Here is a 26964-nt window from a genome sequence, read left to right as displayed (position 1 = left end):
TTCATCGACGACATCATCCCAGCCGGGATTTAGCCAGCTGAGCGATCAGTTCCCACGGTAGGTGTGAGCGGACAAATGCGCTGCGGGAGCGTCTGGGAATAGTCAACGCTTCGTCGGCCACACGCTGGACCAGGTCGGTATCTGCTCCGAGCGCCTCAGCGATCCAGACCAGCCCTTCGGGGTGTTGAAGCCGGTTATAGGTCGTTTTCGCTGACACATTCGGTTCTTGCCGCGTGAATGCTCCGCTGCCGGTGGTCGCTTGCGATGCGAACCATCTCGACATGTGTTCACGCTGCGAGGACCACCAGCGCCCATTCTTTTGTGGATCGGCTTGTTCCATCGCATCTGAAATCGGCAGATGCGCATCCAGCTTTGCGAGCAGTTTCGCGAACCGGCGCACTTCAATATCGGTGTCACTCACGTTGTGTTCCCTCGCAGCGCGGACGACTCCCACGGCCTAATTCTACTTCGAGGAGGTGACCTTCACCGTGGCTGATAGCTCGTTTGGTCTCAAGATCGGTCTGGAAGGTGAACGCGAGTTCAAGCGGGCCATCACCGACATCAACCGTGAGATGCGGGTGCTGGGCTCGGAGATGAAACTGGTGGCCTCCCAGTTCGACAAGAACGACAAGTCCACCCAGGCACTGGCCTCCCGCAACCAGGTGCTGACCAAAGAGATCGAGACCCAAAAGGCCAAGATCGAAACACTCAAGGCCGCGCTGGAGAACTCGGCCGCGTCGTTCGGGGAGAACGATTCGCGCACGAAAAACTGGCAGATCCAGCTCAACAACGCCGGTGCCGAGCTCAACGAGCTGGAAAAAGAGCTCAAGGCCAACAATGATGCGCTCGGCGAGTTCGGTGACGAGGCCGACGGTGCAGGCGATGATGCGAAAGACGCTGCCAAGGATGCCGGGCATTTGGAGGACGCGGTCGATGATCTCGGCGACGAGATGGACGACACCGGGGATAAGACCCGGATCTTCGGGGACGTGCTCAAAGCGAACCTGGCCGCCGAGGCGATCGTCGCTGGTGTCAAGGGCATCGGCAAGGCGATCACGAGTATCGGCCGGGGTATGGCCGATGCGTTGAAGGACGGGGTGGAGTACAACGCCCGCATGGAGCAGTACACCACCAGCTTCACCACGATGCTCGGCGATCAGGCAAAAGCCCAACAGCTGGTCAACGACCTGAAAACCCAGGCCGCGAAGACCCCGTTCGGCATGGAGGATTTGGCGAAGAACACCCAAACCCTGATGGCGTTCGGTATCAGCGCCGACGAAGCTACCCGCAGACTAGGCCAGCTCGGTGATATCTCCCAAGGTGACGCGCAGAAGATGGAGTCACTGACGTTGGCGTTCGCCCAGATGTCCTCGACAGGCAAGCTGACTGGCCAGGACCTCAACCAGATGATCAACGCCGGGTTCAACCCGCTGGAGGAGATCTCCCGCAAGACGGGCAAGTCCATCGGCGAGCTGAAAGAGGAGATGGCCAAGGGCGCGATCAGCGCGGACATGGTCGCTGACGCGTTCGCTTCGGCAACCGAGGAAGGCGGCCGTTTCCACGGGGCGATGGAAGCCCAGTCGAAAACCTTCACCGGACAGCTCTCTACCATGCGCGACGGCATCGACAACCTCAAGGGCCTGCTCGCCCAAGGTTTGACCGACGCGCTGGCTGGCACGGTCATGCCGATGGTCAACGGGTGGATCGATGAGCTCACGGCAGCCTTCGAGCAGGGCGGAGCCCCGGCATTGATCGACAAGCTCGGCGAGATCCTGCAAGAAGCACTCGCGTTCATCGCCGAGCAGCTGCCGATGGTCGTCGAGACCGGCATGTCGATCCTGACCGCCCTGCTGGAAGGCATCATCGAGGTGTTGCCGTCGGTGGCCGAGACAGCGGTGATGCTCATCGTCGCACTAGTCGAGGCGATCATCGAGGCGCTGCCGTCACTGTTGGAAGCAGCCCTGCAGATCATCGCCACCTTGGTCACCGGTATCGGTGAGGCACTCCCGGAGCTCATCCCGGCGGCCGTGGAGATGATTGTCGCCCTGGTCCAAGGGCTGGTCGATGCGCTGCCAATGATCCTGGATGCCGCGTTGCAGCTCATTTTGGGGCTCGCCCAGGGCCTGCTGGAGGCGATCCCGGTGCTCATTGAGGCGCTGCCGCAGATCATCACCTCGATCGTGGAGTTCCTCATCGGGGCGATCCCGCAGATCATCGAAACCGGTATCGCGTTGTTGACCTCCTTGGTCGACGCGCTCCCGGAGATCATCACCGCGATCGTGACGGTGCTGCCACAAATCATCACCGGCATCATCACCATGCTGCTGTCGGCCCTGCCGCAGCTCATCGAGGCTGGCGTCAAACTACTCACCGCCTTGATTGGGGCGCTGCCGCAGATCATCAGCACGATCGTGGCCGCGCTGCCGCAGATTATCGCAGCGATCGTCTCGGCGATCGGTGGGGCGATCCCGCAACTGGTCATGGCGGGTGTCGAGCTGTTGACCGCGTTGATTACGAACCTGCCGCAGATCATCTCGACCATCGTGGCGGCGATCCCGCAGATCATCACCGGGATCGTGGGCGCGGTCGGTCAAGGGGTCGGCCAGATGGCCTCTGCTGGCGCGGACCTCGTGCGGGGCTTGTGGAACGGCATCCAGTCGCTGGCAGGCTGGCTCTGGGACAGGGTTACAAGCTGGTGTTCTGACATCTGGGACGGCATCACCGGCTTCTTCGGCATCAACTCCCCATCAAAGGAAATGGCGTGGGTCGGTGACATGCTCACCCGAGGCCTGGCCGGAGGTATCGAAGACACCGGAAACCGCGCAGTCGCAGCCGCCGAGGACGTCGCCGCCGACACCCTGGAGGCCATGAGCGAGCTCACCAGCGGTATCGACGTGCCGATCACCACCAGCCTGGAGCCGGTCGATCTGACCCCAACCCACCTGCAACCACCGCTTGCAACCACCAGCCACAGCGCTGTCGGCCAGGAGGCAGGGCGCGCAGGAGAGGTTGCGGGCATCGTCGACCAGACCGCCCGGGCACTGCTGGGGGCCATGGACATCAAGGTCGTGCTCAACGACGGCACGCTGGTCGGCAAACTCGCCCCCGGCATCAACCGCCAGCTGGCACGTATCAACTCCCACCACACGGTGCTCGCCACAGGAGGAGGCGTTTGATGCACGGTTTCACACTCGACAAGACAGTGCCCTCAACGTCGCTGGGCCTGAGGCTCACCGCCCCGGTCGACCTACCTGTCGCCGAGCGGGTCACAGACGATATTGAGGTGGCAGGCAGGTCCGGGACGCTGACCCGCCTCGGCGGCTGGCACGACACGTCGATCACGTTGCCGCTCGCGATCACAGGCAGCCTGGCCGCCTACCACAAAGCCGCACTGGCGCTGACCCGGGCGGCGACCATTCACCTGTCCCACCAGCCCGAGGCGTTCCACAAGATCAAACACGCCTCCATTAGCCCACTGCGCACGGACATGTCCTCGTGGGGATTCTTCGAGGCGCACCTGGTGTGCGAGCCGTTTAGCTACCTCGACTCTGGGCTGACCACCCACACGCTCACCGCCTCCGGGCAGATCACCAACCCGGGACTGGTGGATGCGGCACCGATCATCACGATCAAGGGCACCGGGGCGTTGACGCTGACGATCAACGGGGCCGCCTATCGCGTTCAGTCACCGGCAGGGCAGATCACCCTGGACTCGGCCCGGCTTGTCGCACACGTGGCAGGCCGGGTGCAAACCGACGCGGTCACCGGCACGTTCCCGATCCTTACTCCAGGGGTCAACCGGGTCACTTTGGGTAGTGGCATCTCCAAAGTCGAGATCACCGGGAACTGGCGAAACCCCTAACCCGGCCCATCTCTTTGCTCCCAGTGCGCCCGTAGCCGTTTCTTTGGCTGCGGGTGCACGTCTGCGAAAGGAACACCACCGATGCTCACCGTGCATGCCCCGACTGCCACCACGTTCACCGCCACCGGCGAGGGTGTCCTCGACCCTGAACTGATCGACGCCCGGGTCGTTGAGGAACTCGGCGGAGCCTACCAGCTGACCGTCACCTATCCAGCCGATGGGCCGCTGGCCTCAAAGCTGGTAGTCGAGGCGATCATCGCAGCCCCTGTTCCCGGCACCACCATCCGGCAAGGGTTTCGTATCCACGAGGTCACAACCAGCCTGGACGGGCTGTTGGAGGTCACCGCCTTCCATCTGTTCTACGACCTGGCAGGCAACTTCATCGCCGACACCTTCGTGGTCAACAAAACCCCCAAGGCAGCCCTCGACCAGCTCCTTAGGTCTGCGACCACGCCGCACCGGTTCACCGCGACCAGCTCCGATACGGCCACCAGGGCCTCTGCGCGCGTGGTGCGGATGAACCTTGCCGTCGCGATCATGGACCAGGGGTCGGATAACACGTTCGCCTCCCGGTGGGCCGGAGAGCTCACGCGCGATAACCGGCACATCCACCACACCGCCACACGCGGCGCGGATCGTGGGGTCGTGATCCGGGATCGCAAGAACCTCACCGGCTACACCTCGACCATCGATCTGACGAGCGTGGTCACCCGGATCGTGCCGGTCGGGTTTGATGGGATCACCCTGCCCGAGCTCTACGTCGACTCGCCACACCTGAATGCCTACGCGATCCCGCATATCAAGGTGATGCGCTACCCGGACATCAAAGCGATCGCCGACGCAGATAACCCCCGCGAGGACGAAGTACCTCTGCCGCAGGCACACGCCCTGCTGCGTCAAGCCGCCAAGGCCGAGTACGCCACCAACCACGTCGATACGCCTGCTGCGAGCTACACCGTCTCGTTCGTCGACCTTGCTTCGACGACCGAGTACGCCGACTTCGCCGAGCTGGAGACCGTCCTGCTGGGAGACACGGTGACGGTACAGCACGCCGACCTGGGCGTGTCCTTGTCCGCGCGGGTCGTCGGCTACGAATACGACCCGCTCCGACAGACATATATTTCGGTGGAGTTGGGGTCGGTTGCAGGGAAGTTCACCTCGATCACCCGCCAGATCACCACCGCGCAGACGGCCGCCCAGATGGCTGCTGATCTTGCTGGCGTGGCGCTGGCATCAGCGGACGGGAAATCCACCAACCATTACGGGCCGAAACAGCCCGCTGCCGCCCGCCTCGGGGACACGTGGTTTAGGGACAATGGCGAGAGCATCGAGATCTGGATCTACCAGGTCACCGACACCGGCGAGCCCGGCTGGGTTGCCCTTGCCACCGATCTCAACCATGCTCAGGTCAGCGCTGAGCTTGCCGAGGCCCGCGCTGAGGTCGAGGCTGCGAAAACCGCTGCTGACGATGCCCAAGCCGCCGCTGCCGCTGTCGCTGCTCGCCTCACCGAAGCCGAAGCCGAGATCGGTCAGGCACGCGAGGCAGCCAGCCAGGCCGAAGCCACAGCACGACAGGCTGAGGCGGTAGCCGGTGAGGCCGGTGCGAAGGTAGCTGGGCTTGAGAGCTCAGTCTCCCAAGCGCGACACCGTGCCGATACGGCCTACGAGACGGCAAGGCAGGTTCAAACCAGTAATGAGGCCCGGTTCACTGAGCTGACGAACGCGGATAACAGCCTCGCCTCGTCACTTTCAATGATGGCCAGCGACCTGAACCTGCGTGTGCGCTCGGGCGAGATCATCTCCCAGATCAACATCTCACCCGAAACCATCTTGATCGCCGGTGAGCGCATACACATCACCGGCCGAACCAGTATCGATAACGCCACGATCACTACCGCGATGATCGCCAACGCGGCGATTACCGATGCGAAGATCGCCAACCTGTCGGCTGCCAAGATCACCACCGGCACGCTCGCGGCTGCCAGGATTGCGGCAGGCTCGATCACCAGTGACAAGCTCACGATCGCTGATGGGTTCATCAAGACGGCGATGATAGCTAACGCGGCGATCACGGACGCAAAGATCGGTTCGTTGTCGGCCTCGAAGATCACCACCGGCACCCTGTCTGCGGGGAGGATCGCGGCCGGATCGATCACCAGTGACAAACTCACCATCGCTAACGGCTTCATCAAAACCGCGATGATTGCTGAGGCCGCAATCACCTCCGCAAAGATCGCGGCGTTGGATGCCGGGAAAATCACCACCGGGACCTTGAACGCTGCCCGGATTCGCGCCAAGTCGATCACGGCGGACAAGCTCGCGACTAACGCGATCCAAGTAGGACTGGCGGGCTGGACGAGTTCGATCCGGATTACGCCAACACAAATCTCGTGGTACTCCGGATCCTCGTTGGAGGGGACGATCACGTCGTCCGGTCTGCGGTTTTGGTACGGGACGCGTTACATCGGTGAAATGGCCCGCCGGGCGAAAAAGGATGCCACCGATATCCAAGGCATCGTCAACCAGTTGGCCTACCGGGGGGACTACGTCGCTTGGACGTATCAGACGACCTCCACCGGCGACTATTTCACGTGTCTGACGTTGGATCCGAAGGGCAAGTTCTATGGGCGGGCAGGGATCCACCTGGGCGCTGACCTGCGGATCAACGGGAACAAGGTCTACACCTCTGACACCCGCTACGTCATGTTTCAAGACGTAGCCTTCAGCGGGAAAGGCACCTACGCCACTTTGTCGGGTTCCAGCGGGCTGGCACGGATCGGCTTCCACACCTACGACCTGCTTATCACCACGAACGGCACGTTCTACAACATGTCGCGGGCCTTCGACCGGCTCAAAGACCTGATGACAAGGGTCAACGAAATCATCCGCCGCCTGAACTACGGCTGGATCGTCTCCATCTCCGGCTCCGGGTCGAACATCACCTGGACCAACTACAACAACACCGGCTTGTCGGCCATGTCCACCAGCCTCGTCTAGAAAGAACCTTTACGCATGCGTGTACTGATCGCTAACCGTCACCTCGGACCCATCCACGATCTTCTCGAAACGATGTCTCTCAAGCCTGCTCAATCGCGGGCGCGCTCCAAACTGCTCGAGTTGGTCAAGAACGCGCAGTTGCGGTTCGGCCAGGACGAATATGACCTCGTCACCACCCACGCCATCCTCGACGAGGAGGGCAAGCCCGTCATCAGCGAAGACGGCACCTTTCAACTCGCCGGTGGCACCGACCTCGCCGAATTCCTGACACTGCGCGAGCAGCTGTTGGACTCAGTGGCTGAGGTGGATGGCCCCACTTACGCCACCCACCTCACCGATATCGCACAGCTGCTAGCCGACTACGACGAGCCCTTAGCCGGTGAGCAGGCGGAGGCATACAACGTTCTGTTCGACGCTGTAGAAGCAGCCCAACATGACGCAGTGAGGACGGCGGAGGTCGGTGACACCGATGAGTGAGAAAACCTCAGCCGAAGCAGTTGATGGTGAGGAAGTGGTGATTCACCCGATCGAACCAGCCCAGCCCGACCCGGTGCCTGTCCCACCAGCCGAAAACAGCCCCGAACACGTCGAGGAAGTCGGTCCGTCGACCGGCAGCCTCGACCTAACCGACACAGTTTTGGACGTCCTCACTAGCCCCAACCTGTAAACCACATCTGGCTTACACGGAAAGCCCGTACCCCGACCACCTGGGTGCGGGCCTTTGTCGTGTGCCCACAAACGGGAAGGAACCCACTTTCTATGTCGCTCAAAGCTATCTGGGCCACGATCCAAACCGGCCTGGCCGGGGTCGGGGCCGTCATCGGCGCGTTCCTCGGAGGCCTCGACGGCCTGGTGTACGCGCTCATCGCCTTCGTCGTATTCGACTACATCACCGGCGTGCTCGCCGCGATCGCCGAACGCCGCGTCTCCTCAGCCATCGGGTTTCGAGGCATCTCCCGCAAGATCCTCATCTTCACCCTGATCGGACTTGCCCACCTGCTCGACGTGCACGTCATCGGAACATCCGGAGCGCTACGCACCGCCACCGTCGTGTTCTACCTGTCCAACGAAGGCATCTCCCTTATCGAAAACGCCACCCGCCTCGGGCTGCCCGTGCCTGATCACATTCGCCGCGCCCTGGACCTGATCACCCGTGACGTGACAGGCAAACCCGACCTCGAACACCACCCCAACCAAACCACCCCAGCAGAAAAGGAGAACCCCTGATGAAGAACTGGGCCACCCTCGAAGCCGACGAAAACCGGCTGATGAACAAGCACTACACCAAAGGCCGCAACGGGCGGAAAATCAACAAGGTCATCATCCACCACAACGCAGGCAACCTCACCATCAAGTCCATCTGGGACGTGTGGCAGACCCGCCAAGCATCCGCCCACTACCAGGTCGACTCCAACGGGCGGATCGGCCAGCTCGTCTGGGATCGCGACACCGCCTGGCATGCAGGCAACTGGGAAGCCAACACCACCTCCATCGGTATCGAACACGCCGACATCTCCTCCAAGCCCTGGCGTATCTCCGAGGCCTGCCTTGACAACGGTGCCCACCTCGTCGCGGCCATCTGCCACTACTACAAGCTCGGACGACCCGTCTGGGGAAAGAACGTGTTCGGCCACAAGCATTTCTCTTCCACCGAATGCCCGGCCTCGCTGGCAGGAAGCCAGCATGCGGCCTACATGGCACGCGCCCAGTACTGGTACGACCGCATGAGCGGCACCAAGCCCGCCCCCACAGCACCGGCAAAGCCAACACCGCCCGCACCCAAGCCCTCCGCCAACATCGACGCTCTGGCTGATGCGGTGATCCGAGGCGAGTACGGCAACGGGGACGAGCGCAAGCGCCGACTGGGAGCCAACTACGCTGCGGTGCAGAAACGCGTCAACGAGAAGCTCACCGGAGGAAACCCCACCAAGCCCTCCGTCAACATCGATGCCCTGGCTGATGCGGTGATCCGAGGAGACTATGGCAACGGCGAGGAACGCAAGCGCCGCCTCGGCGGCAACTACGCCGCTGTGCAGAAACGCGTCAACGAGAAGCTCGGCATCAGCTAACCCACGCGAAATCAACCCTTGGCCCCGTCATCACCTTCATCGAGGTGGTGGCGGGGCCTTTTCTGCGTTTGCGGAGCTGGTGTTTACCGCAGGTCGTCGAACGGGTCGATGACGGACTGCACTCCACAGCTCGGGCAGATGAACGCGATCCTGATGCCTTGACCTTCGCCTGCAGCAAACGGGTCAGGGACACAATCTGAGCCGCATTCTGAACAGGTTCGGTACGACTGGTCGTCGAGAAACACCGGGAGTTCAAAGTCGTCGCCAGTCATCTTCACCCGCCCTTGCTCTGTCGCGGTTCACACGTCGATCGGCCCGCATTGTGAATTGAGCAAAGAATTGCTGCCTTATCTGAATAGAGGCGCAGATCCCAGCCACGGGTGCGAACGCGGCAGGGAGCTTTGTTTCTGTTGTCCGGTTTCGTCTGGCGTGACCGGCGTATGGGCGACCACCTTTCGCCTCGTTGCCAGGAGGGCCTGCTCATGGCTCTGAACCAGACTGATCGCCATCACATCCAGATGATGCGCGCTGCGGGGGTTGCCTACTCTCGTATTGCCGCGCACCTGGATCTGAACGCCAACAGTGTCAAGACCTATTGTCTGCGACACGGCATCACCGTCGATCCTGCCGTTGAGCAGGTCACGGATCCAGTTGGAGTGTGGTGTTTGCACTGCTGCAAGCCAATCGAGCTCCGGCAAGGATCGAAGTTCTGTTCCACTGCCTGTCGACGAGCCTGGTGGGCCGCCCATCGCAGGGTGGTCACCGAAGAACTGGTCTGCGCGAACTGCCACCGACAGGTCACTGTTGCTCGCACTGGCCAGGTGAAACGCAAGTACTGCTGCCACCCGTGCTACGTCCAGCACCGCTTCAATACCCGTGGCGGTAAACGATGAACATGGCAGCCGAGCTGACGGCTCATCACCAGCTCACGCAGGTCAAGAAGCTTCTCGAACGCGGCATCCTCACCCCACGCGAAGCCATCACCGTGTGCCAGCGCCTCGACACCCCAGATGCGCCGCTAGCCGCCCTACAAAGAGCCAGTTTCGTTGACTATCTCGAGGGTTTGAGTGATGTATGGATACAACCTGAAACCCTGTCTGACTAGGAGAAATACCTTGAAGAGAATGGAGCAAATCACCCCGCCACCGATCAGCACTTCTCCGCTTGTGAAAGTGGCAGCGTATGCCCGCATCAGCATGGAAACCGAACGCACACCGCTGAGTTTGTCCACCCAAGTTTCCTACTACCAGCAACTCATTCACGACACTCCTGGCTGGACGTTCGCCGGAGTGTTCGCCGATTCTGGAATCTCTGGAACCACCATAAATCGCCCCCAGTTCCAAGAACTGCTGGCCCTTGCCCGGAAAGGAGCGATCGACCTGATCCTCACCAAGTCGATCTCGCGATTCGCTCGCAACACCGTCGACCTGCTCGAAACCGTTCGCGAGCTGAAAGACCTCGGGGTGGAGGTGCGATTCGAAAAAGAGAACATCTCCTCAACCAGCGCTGACGGAGAACTCATGCTCACCCTGCTGGCGTCTTTCGCGCAGGCAGAATCAGAGCAAATCAGCCAAAACGTGAAGTGGCGCATTTGGAAAGGCTTCGAAGAAGGCAAAGCGAACGGCTTCCACTTGTACGGTTACACCGACTCCGCTGACGGCACCGACGTGCAGATCATCGAAGAAGAAGCAGCCGTGGTGCGTTGGATCTTCGCCCAGTACATGAAGAAGACCTCGTGCGAAAAGATGGCCGCGCAGCTCATCGCTGACGGTAGGGTTCCGCACCTGGCTGATAACAAGATGCCCGGCGAATGGGTCCGTCACATCCTGAAGAACCCGCACTACACCGGCGACCTCTTGTTAGGGCGATGGTCCACTCCGGAGGGCAGGCCTGGACGAGCAGTGCGCAACACCGGCCAGTTGCCGCAATACCTGGTGGAAAACGCGATCCCCGCGATCATCGACCGCGACACCTTCACCGCTGTACAAACCGAGATCGCTCGACGTCGCGAGCTCGGTGCCCGGGCGAATTGGTCCATAGAAACTGTGGCGTTGACGTCGAAGATCAAATGCGTGTCCTGCAACTGCTCGTTTGTGCGCAACGTACGCAATCCGAAAACCCAGAACTCGATCTCCACCGAGCACTGGATCTGCACCGAACGCAAGAAAGGCCGCAAAACCGGATGCGGCACCTGCGAGATCTCTGACACGGCACTCAAAGGCTTCATCGCGCGAGTCCTGGGTATCGATACCTTCGACCAAGAGGTGTTCAACGAGCGTATCGACCACATCGAAGTGCAGGGAAAAGACCATTACACGTTTCATTACACCGATGGCACCAGCAGCTCGCACACGTGGCGACCAAACCTGAAGAAGAGCTCGTGGACCCCAGCAAGAAAAGCCGCCTGGGGTGAACTCTTGCGTGCCCGCTGGGCAGAAGCCAAAAGGCTCGGGTTGAACAACCCACGGCAAGCACCAACACCACCAGAAGCATTGGCGAAGTACCGGGCCGTGGCCAAGGCAGAGGCTGAGCGCCTGCGCGCCGAGCGAGGCGAACGCTAAATGGCCCGCACCGTCACAGCAATCCCCGCCACCCGAGCTCTCCACACTGGTGCTCCACTTGGACAGACAACCCTGCGCAGGGTCGCCGGGTATGCCCGCGTGTCCACCGACCACGACGATCAGGTGACGTCCTACGAAGCCCAGGTCGACTACTACACCCGCTACATTAGCGATCACGCGGGCTGGCAGTTCGTGAAGGTCTATACCGATGAAGGCATCACAGGCACCTCAACCAAACACCGCGCTGGATTCCAGCAGATGGTCACCGACGCGCTCGACGGCAAGATCGACCTGATCATCACCAAGAGTGTGTCCCGGTTCGCCCGCAACACCGTCGACTCGCTCACCACCGTTCGAGCCCTCAAAGACAAAGGCGTGGAGGTCTTCTTCGAGAAAGAAGGCATCTGGACCTTCGACGCCAAAGGCGAGCTCCTCATCACCATCATGAGCTCGCTGGCGCAAGAAGAAGCCCGCTCCATCTCCGAAAACGTCACCTGGGGACACCGCAAACGCTTCGCCGACGGCAAGGTCACCGTCCCATACTCCCGCTTCCTCGGATACGACAAAGGCGAAGACGGCAGCCTCGTCATCAACCCCGAGCAAGCCAAACTCGTGCGCCGGATCTACAACATGTACTTAGGTGGCATGTCCATCGGAACGATCGCCCGCACCCTCACCGACGAACCAGAGACCTTCACCGCCGCAGGCAACAAGACCTGGTATTACCGATCCATACGAGCGATTCTCACCAACGAGAAATACAAGGGTGACGCTCTCCTGCAGAAGTCGTACGTCGCTGACTACCTGACGAAACGTCAAGTCATCAACCAAGGCGAAGTACCCCAGTACTACGTCACCGCCAGCCATGAGGCGATCATCAGCCCGGCAGTGTGGGACTTCGTCCAAGCCGAAATAGCTAAAGGGGCTAGAGATCAGCGAACCCAGCATCGCACCCGGCCCTTCTCATCGACCTTGGAGTGCAGCCAGTGCGGGCACTTCTTCGGCTCGAAAACCTGGCACGCGGGCAGTAAGTACGAAAAGGTCATCTGGCGGTGCGGCCACAAATACGCAGGCCAGGAAAAATGCGCCACCGGGCACATCAGCGATCAACGACTCAAGGACATGATCCTTAAGGCCATTCGCCTTCGATTCGGCTCATCGACCGACACAGGTGTCAACCAAGCCGTTCTCGACGCCCTCGACACGAGTGACCTGGAGGTTGAGGCCGCCGGGCTTCTCGCTCAGATCAACGAGGTGGCCAAAAAGCTCCAATCGATGATCGCCCACAACGCACGAGTCGCTCAAGACCAGCAAACCTACGAGAAGGCGTTCAACGCTAGCCACGAACAGCACCAGGCGCTGTTAGCTGATCACGCTGCCGTGGTCGCCGAGATCCAGAACAAAAACAACCGACTGGCCGCCTACCACTATTACATGCAGGAGACCGCCAACCTTGATCTTGAACGCTTGGTCTTCAGCCCATACCTCTGCGTAGCTTTGCTCGATAAAGGCACCGTCGACGTCGACGGCAACGTCACCTTTCAATTTCGCGACGGCAGCACCCAAGTAGTCGCCATCAAGCAGTAACCCAGTATCCACATCTAAGCGCCTGCCAGAACCTGGTGGGCGCTCGCGTAGTCTTGGAGTGGTGGATTGCTTACAATTGAAAATTCTTCAGCAAGTTGAGAACTACGTGACGCCGTTCCAGGTGGTCGAGGGATTCGATGACCGCTGGTGGCACGACAGGGCTGGACGAGTCGGCGACGACACCCTGGGTGGCAAAGAGTACATCCAGTTTCTTGCCGATAGTGTGGAAGTCGGGCGCGCTGAGGTGACAGATTGGCCGCTCTCCGATAGCTATATCGGAGTTGACTCGACGGTGCCAACCAAAGAGATCTGGTTCTTTGAGATCCGCCATGACCTTCGCCGACAGCACTATGGGGCTGAGCTTGCAAGGCATCTGATCAGCCACTACGCAGGTTACCCCTTGATCGCTTTCTCCGAAGGCGCTGACGAGTTTTGGGCAGGAATTGGCTGGCACTATTACCCGCGTAAAGACGGGGATCCCCATTACCGCAAGCTCTTCGTTTCCCGGAAGATCGGCCATGACCCTCGCTCGCTGGAAGTGAACCAGTCAAGCGGCTAAATCGTAGTTGGCGCGCGTTTGTATCCGTTGTGACATGAAAGTTTCGATGATGCGCTGCTGTGGTGTGGGCTCCATGAGCGCGACGATGAGCTCGATGATGTGGCTGGGCGTGCGGAACTGGCCGTTCGTACCCGAGGTTGACAGCTTGTCCAGCATGTACTCATACAAGTCGCCCTTCATGTCCTTGTTCGAGAAGTGCAGCTGGTCAATGAGCTCCATGACGCGTGAGAGCGTCGCTTCAGATTCGATCTCGAATGAGGCGTTGGCCATGTGTTCCTGGAAGCCCGTCCCGCCCATCTCCTTGATGAAGGGGAAGACCTTAGTGATGATGGTGGCTTTGCGGCGGGCAATGTCACGGTCTTCGATGAGGTTGCGCCACCGCAGATCCTGTTGGCTGGCATCAAAGATGTCTTCCGTCGCGGTGGGATCCCCCAGCGCCCGGCGCTTATCAATCTGGACCTGGCGCTCGTCGAGGTCCTTGATAAAGAGCAGGTAGGTGAACTGCTCAATGACGGAAACAGGGTTGGAAATGCCGCCGGACCAGAAGGTGTCCCAAATGCGGTCGACGTTGTTTTTGAGGGCGCCGGTAATCATGTACTTCAGGGTAGCTGTTGCAGCCATTGAGACAGCTATACGGGAAGGCTCAGCCCGCGTAGCGCAAAAAGATGTTCCTTCTCTCATTCCGTTGATGGATACCCCAGTGGGGTATAGGCTTGAGTCAACATAATCGGACCTATTCGGAAGACTTATGAAACGCCTCATTTCTCTTGCGGCTGTGTGCGCCGCAGCCATCACCTTGTCCGCCTGCTCCACGGAGAGCCCCGGCCCGAGCGAAGCCTCGAAGAGCGCCGCTTCCAGCACCGACATCCAACAGGTGCCTGCCGAGGAGATCCTCGCCGAGTTCGATCTCGAAGGGTTGGATGGCCCGGAGATCATCGACAAGCTGGACCACATGCCCAAGGAGGAGCGCCCTAGCGATCTGCACGCCTCCGTGCTGCCGAACGAGCTAGTCCTCACTGCCGAGCAGGGCCAAGCATCCCTGCCCTTGCCGGAGGACAAGTTCTACGTCTCCATCGCGCCGTACATGACCCAGACCCATGACTGCTTCAACCACTCCCTGACCACCTGCACTGGTGAGCTCAGCAAGGAAGACATCCACGTCACCATCACGGATGACGAAGGAAACGAGCTGGTCAACGAAGACACGACGACCTTTGACAACGGCTTCATTGGCTACTGGCTGCCCGCCGACAAAAAGGGCACCATCACCGTCGAGAAGGACGGCAAGACCGGTGAGGTTCCCCTAGACACCACCGAGGAGGGCGCAACCTGCATCACCACCCTGCAGATGACCTAATCCGCTCATTCATTCACCACGGTGAATCCCACCTCCTGGGGTTCACCGTTTGTCGTTTTATGGTGTCCATGCAGTGCTTGCCGACGTCAACAGTGTTCTGGGCAAGTCCCCATACGGCCACTCCCTGAAGAACATCTCCGAGCAGGCTATTTCCCACGGCAAGTCCGCTGGTGCCGTCAGCTCTGTTCCGTTTAGCCACGCCACCCCGTCGGCGCCGGCTTCCTGGGCGCTGGCATCGCTGCCGCCATCCTCGGCGCTATCGCTACCTACCTGCAGTCCATGGGCATCGTGAAGGTTGACTTCGCCGCTCTGCAGAGGATGTTCCGCTAAGCACTCAGCGCTTCACACTAGAGGATGCGCTGAGCATTCAGCCCCAAGCAAGCCCTTCGCTTTTAAAGCGGAGGGCCTTTGCCGTTCACGCACTTCGCGTCTTCTCCCTCTACTGGGAGGACTCCTCTAGGCAGTCATACAGAAAGTCCATCAAAGCTGTGGCATCGTCGGCCCGGAAAAGTTCATCAAGTGCAAGGTTGAACTCCAGCTGCCTCGCGTGGGGGATATTCAATGCGCTGTATCCATGACTCAGTAAGAGACCGGACGCCACAAGCCGTGCGGTTCGCTTGTTTCCATCGAAGTAAAACTGGCTACGCGTGGCAGAGCAGAAATAGGCCAACGCTTGCTCGACTGGGTTTTCAAGCCCTTGGAGGGACACCAGCAAATCGGCATGGGCTTCACCCAATTCATCAGCAGGGTCGAAAGGGATGAACCCGCCATCCATGAGCCGCACTCCACCGCCGTCTCCCTCTGCGTCGCCTTCACCACGGAAAAGTCCGGCATCGAGCAACGTGCGGACTTCTGGGAGGGTAAACGTGTTTCCTTCCAGCGCGGCAGCGTTCCACACCAAGTCAGGAAGTTGCTTGGTGAGTCGGAATAACGCGCGCTCGGTTCCCAACTCCACAATGTGAGGTCGCTCGTGGTGCTCCCAGCTCACTCGGCTCGTCGCTCTTCTCATCACCTATGCCCCTCCGATGTAGTTTTCTGCGCACACATCAATGGCCAGCTGATGCAGTGATACGTAGTGTATTCCTGCTTCATTAGTTGCGCCGGTGAGCTCTTCACCAGCGACAGGCACGAGGGTGATTCCTCCGGATACTGGCTCAGCACTGGCACGAATCCGCGTGGGTAATGAAGGCACGATGTCTGCTGGATTTGTGCACCAAATCAATGTTGATCGAGGTTCTCCTTCACCAGCGATATGCCCCGAGACTTGTTGAGCTGCAAAGGCACCCGACATCGCCCATGGTTGCCCGCTCGCATCAACCGCTGAGGCAAGCGTTATGGGATTCGCTGGTAAAAAATGGAGAGCGTCCTTGCGGCCGTAGGGGTTAGACGCCCACGCGGCCCGTTCTATGAGAGCCTGGCAGCTACCGCCGCAGGCCGGGGTGTCACCCCACTGCACAAAGCGGTCAATCCAGGCTTTAACGTCTGGCTCCTCACTTGCGAGATCCCCAAGAAGCACTCTGGCGGCTGTCGCGGCCGCGGCATCACTCATGCGGTGTACCTGTACGGAAACCTCGTATCCGAGCACGCGCATTACCTTGGCCAACCCGGTCAAACTCGGTTGAGCTGTCCCACGCATCCACAGGTTGAGCGTATTTCGTGAGACCCCCGAACGCCGCGACACTTCGCTCAGGCTCAGCGGGCTCTTCTTGAGGAGTTGTACTGGGTCCATGGCCCTACTATAGCTAGCTGTCCTATCAATAGGACACCTGTCCTATGGATAGGACAGTCAGGCCGCCTACCAGCGACATGGCAACACCACCCCGCCGTGTCCTATGATGAAGCAAATGAGCGCGGAGATTTATTCACTTCCCACAACGCCGTTGGTCACCACTGACCTCACCGAACAGGGTCCCCGGATTTCACTGCGCCGGGGGAGCAACATTCTCATGCTGGAGCTGCCGGCTACCTATCCTGAGGCAGATCTGTCTGATCCTCGGTGGGTGGTCAAGTCTCACTTCATCGATCGCCCCCATTCGGTGCGCGAATTAGCCACCGAAGAACCGCTGGAAGTCGGCATCCCTGGGCCTTTTACCCGCATCGAGGTAACCCTGCGCGATGGCGATGAGGACCTCATCGAGACCGTCACCTTCACCGGCATCACCGATGAGGCGCCGTTCATCGTCTATGACCGCACCACCCTCATCGCGCCGCAGGGCACGCTGGAGGCCGCTCAGCCGCTCGGCATCTGGGCCGGCTGGGAAGTGGGCCCGCTGCCGGATCAGGTCAGGGTGCCGCAGAGGGAGCCGGTGGACGTCGCCAAGCACGGCGATTTTGAGTGGGACTTTGACGTCGCCATCCTGCCCAACGCCCGGGGCCTCGACAACGAGCCGGTGTTCACCAAGTCGCCGCGCGTGCACCTCATTGCGGAAGGGGAGTGGCGCATCGATCTCACTTACGCGCCTCTCGGCGGCGAGCAGGAGGAGATTTCGGAGCAGACCTTCGACGCAGGCATCGCCGAGCCTTTCCCGGGTGACCTCTACGAAGACCCGTGGGTGGGCCGCCACAAGGTGTCGCTGTGGCACGACGAGCAGCTTGTCGACGTCCGCTTCATCTCCCTCGCCGAGGGCCTCCACATGCGTGCGACCAACGACGGCCCGCGCGGCATGGATTTCCGCATCATCGATGCCCTCGGTGCGCACTCAGCCTTCAGCTACACGTTGGCCTCCCCGCCAAAGAAGCCCATCGCACTGGAAAAAGGCCTGCGCACCTTCGAGGACACCGAGGTCTCGCGCCGCGAGGTCGTGGCCAGTGAGGCCGGCTATGAGCTGGAATTCGATGTCTGGCCCGAGGCTTTGTTCAGCCGCGTCAAGCGCATCGGCCTAGAGCCCACCGAGCACTCCGATAAGCCAGTAATTTTCGCTGGTCAGCTCGATCAGGACGATATGTTTACCGTCCACTCGCCGCGCCCGTTGCCGCTGGCGAAGTTCGTCACCATCGACGGTCGGCAGAAGATCAAGGAGCTGGCGCGCACCTCGAGGACCACGCAGGCGGTCACCAGCCTCGCCGTCCCCAACGCCGCGCTGGCCAACGCCGTGCGCAAACAGCCAACGGCAGAGCTCTTCCTCATGTGGTCCACACTGTCCTACGAAAATTACCTGGACTCCCTCCCGGCGGGGGAGCGCGAGGCTCACCAGGCCCGCAGCTTGGAGCGGCGCATCGTCGAGTACGAAGCTTCCGCATCCACCAGCCTGATCTATGCAGCGCTGGCCACCGTCCGAAAGTCCCCATTCGTCAGCCGCGGCCTGCTTAATGGCGATGAAATCATCATTGAACAGAACGCAGAACCGCAGGCAGATTTAGTGGGCTGGGCCTGGCCATTGGCCGAGCCCACCGTAGCGCCCACCCAACTCACGCCCACCGAAGAGGGGTTTGAGCTGCCCGCCGACCTTGCTGAGCAGGGCTCGCTGCTTGTCGACGTCCGCGAGCTCCGCGCCTCCTCCAACCTCGCCGCCCCTGCACGCCCCTCCAGCGCCTCCATTGTGATCACGCCAGAAGGCTCACCGGCGGCACTCGCATCGAAGGACTGGACCCCGGAGCAGCTCTGGGACACCTTCCGCGCGCTCCACGTGCTCTCCCAGCGCAGCCCCAACCCCAAACTGCAAGCGATGTTCGACAGCACCATCGACCGCCTGCGCGCCCAACCGGAGGCCGCGGTCCACGCTCTAGCGCGCACCGGCGTCAGCGTGAACCAACAAGCCCGCTCGCTTGCGCGCACGCGCTTGTTCCACTCCCCGCTGGAGGCCGCCGCCGAGTCCGGCGTCGATAGCTACCTGGATCTCCTCCTCGATCCTTCAGCCAGCGAGAACCCCGAGCTCACCGCCGTGCGCGAGTCCGGCGCAGATGGTCTGACCCGCCCGATGCTGCTCAATGCCGCGACCATTCACAGCCCCACACCGCCCGTCGACGATCTGATGGGGGAGGCCGGCCGCGTCGCCGCGCTGCGTGAGTGCTTTGCCAACAACGGCGCCCTCGATGCGCTGGGCACCATCGAGCACCTGCGCAAGGACGCCACGGCACTGGCCTCGCTGGTGCAAAACGCGGGCGTTGACATGTCCGTTAGCCACACCCTCATCGCGTTGGGCGCCTTTGCCAGCGGAAACACCGCCGACGAGCTCAATGCCGCTGCGTGGATGCCCTATATTTCCTATGCCTTCGCCCTGGCCTCCCGCGCTGCGGCGAACGACATCATCATGGAAAGCCCGCTGCTCAAGGAAGACATGCCCATGCTTGCCGACGTCCTCCCGCTTGCCCCCCGCCTCTTCTTCTACGACCTCGTTACGGCCGAAGCTCTCTTCCGCGATCGCGACATGTGAGCGCGTGAGGTGTGCCACAATAGGTGAGCATGAAGGTTATCTCCACGAACGTCGCTGTCCGCCGCCCCGAGCCGCATGGGCGACACGAGTACACGGGCATCGATAAGCAGCCACGCCCCTTCCTGGACCTGGAGATACCTGGGCCCAACTACGGTGACGGCTCCGGCGTGGTGGGGGATTCCATCGGTGACCACGCCCACCACGGCGGTGCCGAGAAGGCCGTCTATGCTTATGCCCGCGAGGAGCTCGACTACTGGGAGGGCACGCTCAACCGCGTGCTGCGTGGTGGCTACTTCGGGGAGAACCTCACCACCGAGGGGATCTCCTGGCCGAATATGCTGATCAACCAGCAGATTCAGGTGGGGGAGTGCGTGCTCGAAGTGTCTATCCCGCGCACACCCTGCGCCACCTTCTCCGGTTGGATGGACGAGCCCGGCTGGCTCAAGTCCTTCACTGAGCGTGGCGATTGCGGTTCCTACCTGCGCATCATCGAGCCTGGCCGCATCACTTCTGGCGATGAGATTACGCTCATCGGCCGCCCCGACCATGACATCACCATGGGCATGGCCTTTGCCGCCAAGATGGGGGACAAGGAGCTAGCCCGGCGCGTCGTCGACGCCGGCTGCCTTGCCCCAGTCCACCACGACCAGCTGGTTAAGCGCCTGCAGCCCCGCGGTTAGCTAGCCATTCATAGGTTGTCGCTTGTGAACCGCGCGTGCCATCCATACGCACGAATCGTGCCTTCACCAGTGACTTCAGCGCATATCGGACCTGCGCTCGAGTAAGGTTTGTGGCTGTTTCTATTTCGCCGATAGACAGCGGTTGTGCCGCCGTACGCAGCGCCTCCGCTACGCGCGGGGCGTTAACACCCAGGCGTTCCAAGGTCACTGGTGCATCCACTCGTCGTTCCGGGCCGGTGCCTGATTCCTCCTTGCGTAGTGGCTCCCAGATACGGGCCTCTCCACGAGAGTCCGGCCGCCACATCTTCACCGTAAATTGCACGCCAGAATCTATCAGGTCAGGCTCCGGTAGTCCTTGCTCTCGCGCGGCATCCAGCATGAGCTGCACGCCGCCGCCTTCGCCCTCAATAACAAAAGAGCCATCGTCTGCTTTGAGATATCGGCACAGTCTATAGAGCCGCTGGTTAATCTCCTGGCGCGCCAGATCTCTCGACTTGAGCTGTTCAACCGTCAGATCCCGTAGGCCTCCTGGACTGGAGATAACCATCTTGTCCGGTAATAGGCGGACATCAATCGATTTACCCGCACCCAACGTATTTGGCCCAAGATCACGGTGCACCAATGCATTAGCCACGGCCTCTCGAATGGCCGGAAGGGGAAGTTCAGGAACTTCCACCATTGATCCGTCCTCTCGATATCGCCGTACGGCGGCTAAACGTTGCCTTACCCATCCCATTACCGAGTTCAACAGCACCGGAACGGGCCCCTCAAAGGTCTCCAACCCCAGCACTCGCCCGTGCTTCGAACCATTTGGTAGCCTTTGCGCCACCGTTACTGCTAAGGAGGGAAAATGCCCTTGGGGATAGAAACCCAGCGCATACAGGCCAGCAAGCGTCAGCTCTCCAGTCGCGGTCGTCACCGCTAGCGCCCGTAAGACGTCCTCATCTTGAGTAAGTCCCGATAGTCGCCGATTCTTTTTCCGCGCCTGAACCAAGAAATCTTGCACCACGTCGCTATCTAGGTCTGCAAGGCTCGTGCCTTCCACAATCGTCGTGTCATAGGACACTGCCTCTTCGGCATGCAGCTTTGCCACGTCCATCATGCGCAGCTCCGAGGCACTCATACGGTAGTCCCCATCAGCCATTCGAAGATACGCTTCTCCCCTGTAGATAGCAGGCTTATCAATAATCGGAAGACCCGTAACCTCCGCAATCACGACATGCGTGCCATCTATTGCCACACTGTCGGTATGCACTGTGACTGGAGGGGTGATGGCATGACGCGCCTGCGAGGCCAGAGCAGCCTCCATCTCCGAAGGATTCTCAATGCCAGTGACAATGAATCCTTCCTTCTCATTGACACCGAGAATGATAAGGCCGCCACTCGGCATGTTTGCGAACGCGCACAATGTCTGCGGTAGAGAGTCCGGAATGCCCCCTTGAGCGGTTTTGACCTCGACTGTTGTTGAATCACCGCCGCGCAACTCAAGCTCAGCCAATAGCTCTCTCAGCTGATTCTCGGACCAATTGTTCACGATGAATACCCGCCCTCAATGTTAACAATGACGGCTCAATGCTAACTTCATTCCTCTTCAATGACAAGAGTTCTCATTGATCTTCCCATTGAGGTGTCATTGACATTCTTATTGAGGCCAAATTATGGCCCTGAAACCCCGTATGTTTAAGCTTTATCTAGCGCATAAACCGCAATGAGTGGTTGGATAAGAGTTATCCAACCACTCATTTGCTGTCTGACGAATGGATAGCCTCTACAAGCCTCACTACGTTACCGAGAGCTGGATCCCCGAATCAGGCTCCGGCACTCCCCGGCGCGATAAGGCCGGAGGCCCTTTTTAGGTCTATGTCCCTGACCATCTTGTAAGTAAGGCATGGAGTTTTCCCCAGAGCTCACCAGCCGGGCAGCACGTATCGAGCGAGAGATCTTGGAACTCAACCGTCATGCTGCTTCTGGCCAGTTGGAGTCTGTGGCCCGCTTACTCATGCGTTCTGAGGCGATTTCTTCCTCACGCATTGAAGGTATTGCGCCCAACGTCGACAAGGTTGTCCTCGCGGAACTCGCCCAAAAGGAGGAAGTCCGCGGCTTTAAGGAAAGCGCGGAAGAGGTTGCGCGTAACCTCACCGTTCTGTGTTCCATTGAGAAAAGCTTTGCCACCGAACCGACAATCTCTGTCGAGCTTCTCGAAAAGCTTCGAAGAGAGTGGATGGGGGAGAAGGGCTCTATTTCCACTGGACTTCGCACTATTCAAAACTGGATTGGTGGAAGTAACCACACACCCATTGGGGCCGAGTTCATCCCAGCGCCCCCAGGCCTAGTCCATGACCTCGTGGACGACTTATGTCTTTACCTCGATGGCGCTTCGCACGGTGCTCTCATCCAGGCCACAATTGCTCATGCTCAGTTTGAAACGATTCATCCCTTTGCAGACGGCAACGGGCACGTTGGCCCTGCTCTCATTCATGGAATTCTTCTGCGCCGCGGGCTTACGAAGTACACCATTCTGCCGGTAAGCCTCCTCCTCGGTACGCGGTCCAAATCGAAAGCTACCTGCCTTTTCGCACCATCGAGCGTTGTAAAATCCTCACCATGGAGCGCACGTATAAGTGGGAGCATGTCGAGACTCCCCTCATCCGGAACGAGGCCGCAGTTCATTTTTTAGGAGCCGGTTTGACCGCTTCCGGAGTGCAATACGGCGATGGATACGAGGCCACGTGGGAGCTGCACGCCGCGGAGAACTGGGTGACCGAACGTGTGTCGGTGAACGTTGAAGGCGACGGATGGGGGCGAAGCCTCGAGCTGTTTAGGTCCGAACAAGGCGTGTGGTCGGCGGAAACCAATGAAGAGGGCGCCCAGCCTGAAGATCTGCCCTCCCCCGGTATCGTCCAGTCAGCCGACCTGAAAGCCGCACTCGATTGCGATCTCGGCCTGTGCCCTCTCACCAACACAATGCCTATTCGTCGCTTGACGCTGCTTGAGACTCAGGTTCCGAAAACGCAGCTGATCATGGCTTGGATTGATATGCCGTCCCTCCAGGTGATCGCATCAGACCAGTGCTACAGCTCCGTCGATGCTGAAACTGTCCGATACAAAAGCGGAACACGGGGAGTCGACGTCGAGTTGGAGGTCGACGGTGACGGAGTGGTCGTACACTACCCTGATCTCGCACGGCGGGTCTGATCCGGAAACAACTCTAACTAAGCTGGGCGGTATGAACGACCTGACCATCGCGCCTGGCCCAGGGATCCCCGGGGGTCTGGTCATCGTCGCCGCCGACCTGACGGAGCGGTTCGCGAAGTCGTCGGGACCAGGCGGCCAAGGCGTCAATACTACGGACAGCAAAGTGCAGCTTTCCGTCGATATCGCTACGTGCTCATCGCTTTCCGACGCCCAGCGTCGCCGCGTCCTTCACAACCTCGAGCACCGCCTAGACGGCACCGTCTTTACCGTTACCGCATCGACCCAGCGATTGCAGGTACGCAACCGCGCCGAGGCACGAGGTCGCATGGCCACCCTCTTGCGCGAGGCGCTCGCTCCGCCTCCTCCTCCGCGGCGCAGGACCAAGCCGACGCAGAGCTCGGTGCGACGCCGTCTCGAAGCGAAAAAGCGGCGCTCGGAACTCAAGTCCACGCGACGGCGGCCCCAAATTCCCTAGTTCGAACCATCCGCGTGCATATCCTCACGCAGACGGACCTGGGTCGGGTAACCGCTACGCTGAGACAGCTTGGACCGGTTGAATCCGCTTGATTTCCGAGAGGATCTTGTCTTCCGCCACGTCCAAGTCATATTGAGCCTGTAACCCGAGCCAGAACTGGGGGCTCATCTCGAAAAACTTCGCTGGACGAAGGGCCGTGTCAGCGGTTACAGCGCGCTTACCGTGAACAATTTCGTTGATCCGGCGGGGCAGAACGCCGATGGAGACGGCGAGCTTGTGCTGGGTGAGCCCCATTCCTTTGAGAAAGTCCTCCATGAGGATCTCACCGGGGTGAACCGGAGGGAGCTTGTCAGTGGTAGTCAACGATCTCAACCTCCTCTGTCCCCGCGGCGGACCACCGAAAACAGATCCGCCACTGGTCGTTGATGCGAATACTATGTTGACCCCTGCGATCGCCTTTGAGCGCCTCAAGCCGGTTTCCCGGGGGAATCCGTAACTCATCAAGAGTCTGCGCGTACCCAAGCTGGCGCAGCTTCCACATACGCTCAGTGTCCTTGTCAGCGAACGACTGGATCCGGCTTGACCCTATCCCCCATAACGCGAAGCGTCAATAACGCTATACGTTAAATTTGAACTCCACGGTATGTAGTTGCAAAGTTACTTTCTCGTTAGCCTGCAACAATCAGAAAACTGTAATTACGTCAGCACACAGAGAACATATGGGCGCATGGAAACACGTAAAGGTTTTGCGGGATGGCGTGGACGTCAACGTGAAGATTCTGGAGAACCTCGCCGCCCACGTCGCTCCCGCGTTGGGTGGCAGCCGAACCACAAAGGATCAGTCATCTGCTATCCCATCGACTAATTCCTGCAGGTCGCAGGACCTTCGCGTAATCGTCAGTTCAGTGCATTTTGAATAGTTCAGCACACGTTGTATTGTTCAGTACATGCTGACTATTACTTCACGCCTCGACGTCATGAACCGGCTCGGCCGGGCCATGGCTGATCCGACGCGTTCCCGAATCCTGATGACCCTACTCGACGGTCCGGGCTACCCGGCCGAGATTTCGCAAAGCTTGGATCTGACGCGCTCGAACGTCTCGAACCACCTGTCCTGCCTACGCGATTGCGGCATCGTCGTCGCTGAGCCGGAGGGCCGTAAGACCCGCTACGAAATTGCCGATCCGCACCTCGCGGCGGCGCTCGAAGCGCTGGTCAACGCGACGCTGGCCGTCGACGAGAATGCCCCCTGCATCGACACTGAGTGCTCGGTGCCCGGCTGCGGCGAGAAAGGAACGGACGCATGAGTTCAGCATGTGGATGCGAACACGAACCCGCCACGGAAATCGAAGATCTCGATCGGCCATGGTGGAAGGACCCCGAGTTGCTACTGCCGATCTTCTCCGGCATAGCCCTCGTCATAGGCCTGGCGCTGGACTGGTCTGGGCTAGAGACACCCGCGACAGTACTGTTCTGGGTCGGCCTGCTGCTAGGGGCGTATACGTTCGCGCCCGGCGCTATCCGGAACCTTGTCACGAAGCGCAAGCTCGGCATTGGCTTGCTTATGACGATCAGCGCTGTCGGCGCGGTGATCCTTGGTTTCGTCGGAGAGGCCGCGGCGCTGGCGTTCCTGTACTCGATCGCCGAGGCGCTTGAAGACAAGGCGATGGACCGGGCCCAAGGCGGACTGCGGGCACTGTTGAAGCTGGTACCGCAAACCGCGACCGTGCTGCGCGACGGTACGACGGCCGAGGTCGCTGCGAAGGACCTTGAGGTTGGCGAGCTGATGCTCGTACGCCCCGGGGAGCGGATCGCCACGGACGGCATCATTCGGTCCGGACGCTCCAGCCTTGACACCTCAGCGATCACCGGAGAATCCATTCCGGAGGAGGTTGCGCCCGGCGACGAGGTACCCGCGGGAGCGATCAACTCCGCCGGTGTGCTGGAGGTCGAGACGACCGCAGCTGGAACGGACAACTCGCTGACCACACTCGTCGACCTCGTCGAGAAGGCGCAGGCGGAGAAGGGTGACCGCGCCCGGATCGCCGACCGGATTGCCCGACCCCTCGTGCCCGGGGTGATGATCCTTGCGGTGCTGGTCGGTGTGATTGGCTCGCTGCTGAGCGACCCCGAGACGTGGATCACCCGTGCCCTGGTGGTCCTGGTCGCAGCGTCGCCGTGCGCGCTGGCAATCTCCGTGCCGCTGACGGTCGTGGCCGCGATCGGCGCGGCCAGCCAGTTCGGAGTAGTCATCAAGTCCGGCGCGGCGTTCGAGCGACTCGGCGGCATCCGTCACCTAGCGGTAGACAAAACCGGAACCCTTACCCGCAACCAGCCCGAGGTTACCGGAGTGGTCCCGGCAGACGGATTCGATCGGGCGCAGGTGCTTTCCTTCGCGGCGGCGGTTGAGCAGCAATCGACGCACCCCCTCGCCGCGGCGATCGTGGCAGCGGAGCCCGAAGCGCCCACCGCCTTGGATATCAGCGAGGAAGCCGGTCATGGCATCGGCGGCACCGTCGAAGGCCGACGGGTGCTGGTCGGCAGCCCCCGATGGATCGACGCCGGGCCACTGAAGGCGGACGTTGAGCGTATGGAGTCCGAAGGCCAGACCTGCGTCCTAGTCACCGTCGATGACGCTCTCGCCGGGGCGATCGGGGTGCGCGACGAGTTGCGGCCCGAGGTGCCCGATGCCGTGCAATCCCTGCACGACAACGACGTGGAAGTGAGCATGCTCACCGGCGATAACACTCGCACCGCCCGGGCGCTGGCTGAAATCGCTGGAATCGACGACGTGCGCGCCGAGCTGCGACCGGAGGACAAGGCAAGCATCGTCGCCGAACTCTCCTCCAAGACGCCGACGGCGATGATCGGCGACGGCATCAACGACGCGCCGGCACTGGCGGGCGCAACGGTGGGCATTGCGATGGGAGCAACCGGCTCTGACGCCGCGATCGAGTCCGCTGACGTCGCCTTCACCGGCCACGACCTCCGGCTGATCCCGCAGGCGCTGCAGCACGCCCGCCGAGGCAGCAGGATCATCAACCAAAACATCGTGCTGTCTCTGGCCATCATCATCGTGTTGATGCCACTGGCGATCAGCGGTGTACTGGGCCTGGCCGCCGTCGTGTTGGTACACGAAGTCGCCGAAGTCATCGTGATCTTGAACGGCCTGCGGGCTGCACGAGCGAAACGCTGAGGCTGTGACCGGCAAGTCTTATAAGGGTTGAACCACGCGCCGAGCGCACACAC

At 60.6% G+C, this 26964-nt stretch carries 28 protein-coding genes; 20 read left to right on the top strand and 8 right to left on the bottom strand.

Annotated elements, in window-relative coordinates:
• Positions 1-13: 13 nt before the first annotated feature.
• Positions 14-421, bottom strand: a complete 408-nt coding sequence (locus I6I72_RS07655) for a hypothetical protein (protein WP_041630925.1) — start codon at positions 419-421, stop codon at positions 14-16.
• Positions 422-488: 67 nt separating this feature from the next.
• Between I6I72_RS07655 and I6I72_RS07650 the strand changes: the two genes are divergently transcribed.
• The 7 genes from I6I72_RS07650 to I6I72_RS07620 all read left to right on the top strand — a co-directional run bounded on the left by I6I72_RS07650 (position 489) and on the right by I6I72_RS07620 (position 8928).
• On the top strand, positions 489-3176 hold the full coding sequence (locus I6I72_RS07650; protein ID WP_201806582.1) for a phage tail protein: 2688 nt from the start codon (positions 489-491) through the stop codon (positions 3174-3176).
• Positions 3176-3862 (top strand): hypothetical protein, encoded by a 687-nt coding sequence (locus I6I72_RS07645; RefSeq protein ID WP_201806576.1) that lies wholly within the window; start codon positions 3176-3178, stop codon positions 3860-3862. The genes I6I72_RS07650 and I6I72_RS07645 overlap by 1 nt, the downstream gene beginning before the upstream one ends.
• 81 nt (positions 3863-3943) lie before the next feature.
• Positions 3944-6859, top strand: a complete 2916-nt coding sequence (locus I6I72_RS07640; RefSeq protein WP_201806568.1) for a phage tail spike protein — start codon at positions 3944-3946, stop codon at positions 6857-6859.
• Between the two features lie 15 nt (positions 6860-6874).
• The gene (locus I6I72_RS07635) at positions 6875-7336 is read left to right on the top strand and encodes a DUF1617 family protein (protein ID WP_100086746.1); all 462 of its coding nucleotides are present in this window, start codon (positions 6875-6877) and stop codon (positions 7334-7336) included.
• Positions 7329-7526 (top strand): hypothetical protein, encoded by a 198-nt coding sequence (locus I6I72_RS07630; RefSeq protein ID WP_155994180.1) that lies wholly within the window; start codon positions 7329-7331, stop codon positions 7524-7526. The genes I6I72_RS07635 and I6I72_RS07630 overlap by 8 nt, the downstream gene beginning before the upstream one ends.
• Positions 7527-7618: 92 nt before the next feature.
• A complete protein-coding gene (locus I6I72_RS07625; protein WP_201806566.1) occupies positions 7619-8086 on the top strand; it encodes a phage holin family protein in 468 nt (155 codons plus the stop codon).
• Entirely contained in the window at positions 8086-8928 is an 843-nt protein-coding gene (locus I6I72_RS07620; RefSeq protein ID WP_201806563.1) for an N-acetylmuramoyl-L-alanine amidase, read from the top strand. Before I6I72_RS07625 ends, I6I72_RS07620 begins: the two co-directional genes overlap by 1 nt.
• Before the next feature lie 347 nt (positions 8929-9275).
• Here the strand turns inward: I6I72_RS07620 and I6I72_RS07615 are convergent, their stop codons facing one another.
• Positions 9276-9773 carry a hypothetical protein gene (locus tag I6I72_RS07615; RefSeq protein WP_201806560.1) on the bottom strand — a complete coding sequence of 166 codons (498 nt, stop codon included), beginning with the start codon at positions 9771-9773 and terminating at the stop codon, positions 9276-9278.
• A gap of 50 nt (positions 9774-9823) precedes the next feature.
• On the opposite strand from I6I72_RS07615, the gene I6I72_RS07610 reads away from it, so the two are divergent.
• The 4 genes from I6I72_RS07610 (at position 9824) to I6I72_RS07595 (ending at position 13635) form a co-directional block, all read left to right on the top strand.
• On the top strand, positions 9824-10033 hold the full coding sequence (locus tag I6I72_RS07610) for a dihydroorotase (RefSeq protein WP_233187424.1): 210 nt from the start codon (positions 9824-9826) through the stop codon (positions 10031-10033).
• Positions 10034-10052: 19 nt separating this feature from the next.
• Positions 10053-11489 (top strand): recombinase family protein, encoded by a 1437-nt coding sequence (locus I6I72_RS07605; RefSeq protein ID WP_201806556.1) that lies wholly within the window; start codon positions 10053-10055, stop codon positions 11487-11489.
• Entirely contained in the window at positions 11490-13076 is a 1587-nt protein-coding gene (locus I6I72_RS07600) for a recombinase family protein (RefSeq protein ID WP_201806553.1), read from the top strand.
• 76 nt (positions 13077-13152) lie between these two features.
• Entirely contained in the window at positions 13153-13635 is a 483-nt protein-coding gene (locus tag I6I72_RS07595) for a GCN5 family acetyltransferase (protein ID WP_236592601.1), read from the top strand.
• Here I6I72_RS07595 and I6I72_RS07590 read toward each other — a convergent pair.
• On the bottom strand, positions 13624-14256 hold the full coding sequence (locus I6I72_RS07590) for a type I restriction-modification system subunit M N-terminal domain-containing protein (protein ID WP_236592600.1): 633 nt from the start codon (positions 14254-14256) through the stop codon (positions 13624-13626). The genes I6I72_RS07595 and I6I72_RS07590 overlap by 12 nt on opposite strands.
• 127 nt (positions 14257-14383) lie before the next feature.
• On the opposite strand from I6I72_RS07590, the gene I6I72_RS07585 reads away from it, so the two are divergent.
• Positions 14384-14992, top strand: coding sequence for a CueP family metal-binding protein (locus tag I6I72_RS07585; RefSeq protein WP_005530825.1), 609 nt, complete (start codon positions 14384-14386; stop codon positions 14990-14992).
• Positions 14993-15041: 49 nt separating this feature from the next.
• Positions 15042-15284, top strand: coding sequence for a hypothetical protein (locus tag I6I72_RS07580; RefSeq protein ID WP_129721127.1), 243 nt, complete (start codon positions 15042-15044; stop codon positions 15282-15284).
• Between the two features lie 147 nt (positions 15285-15431).
• Here the strand turns inward: I6I72_RS07580 and I6I72_RS07575 are convergent, their stop codons facing one another.
• Together I6I72_RS07575 and I6I72_RS07570 are read right to left on the bottom strand one after the other, a co-directional pair.
• Complete coding sequence (locus I6I72_RS07575; RefSeq protein ID WP_236592599.1) at positions 15432-15980, bottom strand: Fic family protein; 549 nt, start codon at positions 15978-15980, stop codon at positions 15432-15434.
• Between the two features lie 24 nt (positions 15981-16004).
• The gene (locus I6I72_RS07570; RefSeq protein WP_201806547.1) at positions 16005-16721 is read right to left on the bottom strand and encodes a helix-turn-helix domain-containing protein; all 717 of its coding nucleotides are present in this window, start codon (positions 16719-16721) and stop codon (positions 16005-16007) included.
• 115 nt (positions 16722-16836) lie between these two features.
• Between I6I72_RS07570 and I6I72_RS07565 the strand changes: the two genes are divergently transcribed.
• Together I6I72_RS07565 and I6I72_RS07560 are read left to right on the top strand one after the other, a co-directional pair.
• On the top strand, positions 16837-19365 hold the full coding sequence (locus tag I6I72_RS07565) for a hypothetical protein (RefSeq protein ID WP_236592598.1): 2529 nt from the start codon (positions 16837-16839) through the stop codon (positions 19363-19365).
• A gap of 29 nt (positions 19366-19394) precedes the next feature.
• Complete coding sequence (locus tag I6I72_RS07560) at positions 19395-20045, top strand: MOSC domain-containing protein (protein ID WP_049063685.1); 651 nt, start codon at positions 19395-19397, stop codon at positions 20043-20045.
• On the opposite strand, the gene I6I72_RS07555 is transcribed toward I6I72_RS07560, so the two are convergent.
• Positions 20020-21579 carry an ATP-binding protein gene (locus I6I72_RS07555; RefSeq protein WP_049146172.1) on the bottom strand — a complete coding sequence of 520 codons (1560 nt, stop codon included), beginning with the start codon at positions 21577-21579 and terminating at the stop codon, positions 20020-20022. The two genes, I6I72_RS07560 and I6I72_RS07555, sit on opposite strands and share 26 nt — an antisense overlap.
• A 354-nt stretch (positions 21580-21933) precedes the next feature.
• On the opposite strand from I6I72_RS07555, the gene I6I72_RS07550 reads away from it, so the two are divergent.
• From I6I72_RS07550 to arfB, 3 genes are read left to right on the top strand one after another with little or no spacing between them, the layout of a single operon-like run.
• Positions 21934-22722, top strand: coding sequence for a Fic family protein (locus I6I72_RS07550; protein WP_152908284.1), 789 nt, complete (start codon positions 21934-21936; stop codon positions 22720-22722).
• Positions 22723-22730: 8 nt separating this feature from the next.
• Positions 22731-23240 carry a putative glycolipid-binding domain-containing protein gene (locus I6I72_RS07545; protein WP_236592597.1) on the top strand — a complete coding sequence of 170 codons (510 nt, stop codon included), beginning with the start codon at positions 22731-22733 and terminating at the stop codon, positions 23238-23240.
• Between the two features lie 31 nt (positions 23241-23271).
• Positions 23272-23715 carry an alternative ribosome rescue aminoacyl-tRNA hydrolase ArfB gene (gene arfB, locus I6I72_RS07540; RefSeq protein ID WP_049146174.1) on the top strand — a complete coding sequence of 148 codons (444 nt, stop codon included), beginning with the start codon at positions 23272-23274 and terminating at the stop codon, positions 23713-23715.
• A 54-nt stretch (positions 23716-23769) separates the two neighbouring features.
• Here arfB and I6I72_RS07535 read toward each other — a convergent pair whose 3' ends face one another.
• Both I6I72_RS07535 and I6I72_RS07530 read right to left on the bottom strand, forming a co-directional pair.
• A complete protein-coding gene (locus I6I72_RS07535) occupies positions 23770-24030 on the bottom strand; it encodes a HigA family addiction module antitoxin (protein WP_049146294.1) in 261 nt (86 codons plus the stop codon).
• A gap of 34 nt (positions 24031-24064) precedes the next feature.
• Positions 24065-24256, bottom strand: coding sequence for a type II toxin-antitoxin system RelE/ParE family toxin (locus I6I72_RS07530; RefSeq protein WP_200896708.1), 192 nt, complete (start codon positions 24254-24256; stop codon positions 24065-24067).
• Positions 24257-24662: 406 nt separating this feature from the next.
• Here I6I72_RS07530 and cmtR point away from each other — a divergent pair, with 406 nt between their 5' ends.
• The gene (gene cmtR / locus I6I72_RS07525; RefSeq protein WP_049146175.1) at positions 24663-25022 is read left to right on the top strand and encodes a Cd(II)/Pb(II)-sensing metalloregulatory transcriptional regulator CmtR; all 360 of its coding nucleotides are present in this window, start codon (positions 24663-24665) and stop codon (positions 25020-25022) included.
• Positions 25019-26911 (top strand): heavy metal translocating P-type ATPase, encoded by a 1893-nt coding sequence (locus I6I72_RS07520; RefSeq protein WP_049146178.1) that lies wholly within the window; start codon positions 25019-25021, stop codon positions 26909-26911. Before cmtR ends, I6I72_RS07520 begins: the two co-directional genes overlap by 4 nt.
• Positions 26912-26964 lie beyond the last annotated feature (53 nt).

Origin of the sequence: Corynebacterium striatum (genome assembly GCF_016728105.1) — a bacterium.
Classification (GTDB): Bacteria; Actinomycetota; Actinomycetes; order Mycobacteriales; family Mycobacteriaceae; genus Corynebacterium; species Corynebacterium striatum.
Note: the sequence above shows the minus strand (reverse complement) of the source record. Positions and strands in the feature narration are given on the sequence as shown.